This window comes from Frankia sp. CcWB2 (assembly GCF_977927585.1).
Window position 1 is genome coordinate 13,400 of the sequence record NZ_CDWRCM010000055.1, and the last position, 2,516, is coordinate 15,915.

The 2,516-nt window shown below is 70.0% G+C and carries 3 protein-coding genes; all 3 read left to right on the forward strand.

Annotated features, from left to right (window positions below; all coding sequences use genetic code 11):
- Positions 1-190, forward strand: a 190-nt coding sequence (locus ACY45C_RS08295; RefSeq protein WP_462187040.1) for a hypothetical protein, incomplete at its 5' end; no start/stop codon positions are given.
- A 335-nt stretch (positions 191-525) separates the two neighbouring features.
- Entirely contained in the window at positions 526-1,083 is a 558-nt protein-coding gene (locus tag ACY45C_RS08300; RefSeq protein WP_462187041.1) for a BlaI/MecI/CopY family transcriptional regulator, read from the forward strand.
- Between the two features lie 13 nt (positions 1,084-1,096).
- Entirely contained in the window at positions 1,097-2,389 is a 1,293-nt protein-coding gene (locus tag ACY45C_RS08305; RefSeq protein WP_462187042.1) for a M56 family metallopeptidase, read from the forward strand.
- The last annotated feature ends 127 nt before the right edge of the window (positions 2,390-2,516 follow it).

Sequence of the window (2,516 nt, forward strand, 5' to 3'; positions counted from 1 at the left end):
GGTTTCTACGGTATGTAGCCAATTCTCCTGGCGACGAGCAAAGCGCAGTGAGCTCGATGACATGGTCAAGACCGACGGCACCACCGACGGCGCTGTCGAGACGTGCGCCACGGTCGACGGCACGGGGCGGGACCGGAAGACGCCTCCATTGCAGCCGTCAGCCTGTTCGATTGATGGCCTGTTCGATTGATGGCCCGTTCGGCGGATGGCTCGTTCGATGGATGGTTCGTTCGGCGGATAGCCCGTTCGGCGGATATATAGTTTTATAAGTTATAAAGATGTTTCCTTTTAAAGAAATTCGGGCCGCATAAACGGCGGCGGATCAGTCAGCCGGCGGGTTCGCACTGGTCCGGAGAGCCGGGCGCCGGGTGGGAGCCGGGAGGCAGATCGGGGGCCGGAAGGCCGGTTCCTCCCCGACTCCTCCCCGACGGCCGGCACCGTTGCCGCGTGGCTGTGACGCAACAGGCCTCAACGAAGCACCCCGTTCGGTCCCACGAATGTTCTACGCCACGTAGGATTGGCACCATGGCGCGCCTGGGTGACCTCGAACGGTCGGTCATGGACGTGTTGTGGGCGAGCGACGACTGGCTGACGGCCCGTGAGGTCGCCAGTCGTCTCCAGCATGAACGCGATCTCGCGTACACCACCGTGCTGACCGTGCTCGAACGGTTGGAACGGAAGGGATTCGTGCGGCGTCAGCGTTCGGCGCGTGCGCATCGCTACGCGGCCAGCGACAGTCGCGAGGCCGTCGTGGCCGAGGCGATGATGGAGGCGCTCGGCACGGCGGACGATCGTGGTTCCGCCCTGGTCCGCTTCGTGGAGTCGGTGTCCGCGGAGGAGGCCGAGATCCTTCGCCGTGCCCTGGAACCCGCTGGTCCCGGGGAACCCGGCATCTTCGTGCCTGACGGAGAGGTCCCGCGCGCCGAGGATCCGCAGGCCGAGGATCCGTACACGGAGGTCCGGCACGCCGAGGCCCGGCGCGGTCCGGCGATCGGCGACCCGCCCCGCAACGACCCGGAGCAGATCGTTCCGGTAGCCACCGACTCGGATCGAACGGCCCAGATTCCGCCCGACCACCGGTAGCGTTAGCCGGGACATGACGACCGCGGCACTTCTCGCCCTGTTCGCGGGCGTGTTGGCCTGGCCGGTCCCACGCCTGCTGGCCGCCGCGCACTGGCCCTACCGATGCCCACGGGCGGCGATCGTGCTCTGGCAGGCGGTCGGTCTGGCCGGCGGGGTGTCGGCGCTGCTCGCGGCGATCGCGTTCACCGTCTCACCGCTGTCCAGCGACACCCCGACCGCCATCGCCGACCATCTCGACAACATCGCGGCCAGCGCGCCGCTGACGGGCCTGGGTCTGGTCAACCTCATCGGCCTCGCCGTGGCGGCGGCCTTGGCCTCCCGACTGTTCGGGGTGCTCGGCACCTCCACCGCAGCCACTCTTCGCGAGCGTCACCGACACCGCGACCTGGTCGATCTGGCCGGCCGTCGGCATCGCCGGCACGAGACCTGCGTCCCGCCCGACCATGCGTCCCATCATTCCGGCACAGCCGCGGACTCTGGCACAACCGCAGGCCCCGGCACAGCCGTCGGCGGCGGGGGCGCAACCGGCTGCTGCCTGTGCGAACGCCGGGACCGGTCCGGCATCCTGCTGCGTATCCTCGATCATCCCGTCGCGGTCGCCTACTGCGTGCCGGGGGTGCGGCACGCCCGGGTCGTGGTTTCCCGCGGGCTGCTGAACACCCTCGACGCCACCGAACTGGACGCCGTGCTCGCCCACGAGGCGGCCCACGTCGCCGGTCGTCACGACCTCGTCATCCAGCCGTTCGTCGCATGGGAGCGGACCTTCCCGTTCCTGGGCCCGGCCAGGGAGGCGACCGCGGCCGTCTCGCTCCTCGTCGAGATGCTCGCCGACGACGCGGCGGCCCGGCAGACAAGCCACCGATCGCTCGCGCGGGCCCTGGCCCGGCTGGGCGGGGCAAGGGCACCGGTCCCCGCCGGGGCGCTGGGGATCATCGGTTCTCCGGCCGCCGTGCTGCCCGCGCTCGGCTCCCACGATCCCACGGCGGTCGACGTCCGCGATTCCAGCCCACCCAGCCCGCCCAGCCCAGGCAGCCCAGACGCCGACCGGCCAGATCCCGGCGGGCCCCATCCCGACGGGCCAGACCCCGGCGGGCCCCACCTCGGCGGGCCCCACCTCGGCGATGCGGCGCCCGGCCGGACACGACCGGTCGGCGGCGGCCCCCGGCGCGGCACGGCCAATCCGGTCATCTCGCGGATCGCCCGGCTCCTCGACCCGCCAGAAGTGCCGTGGTGGATGCCGCCGTGCGCCTACTTCGGGGCGATCATCGTGCTCGCCACGCCCCCGCTCATTCTCCTGGTCGACTGACAAGACCCCGGTACGGGGCGTCCGGCCCCCGGCGACAAGACACCGATCAGCAACGTTGCGCCATAGCTCGACAACGGAAGGCGATGATCTCTACTTTTTTTATTGACAAGCTGCGGAATGGTAGCTA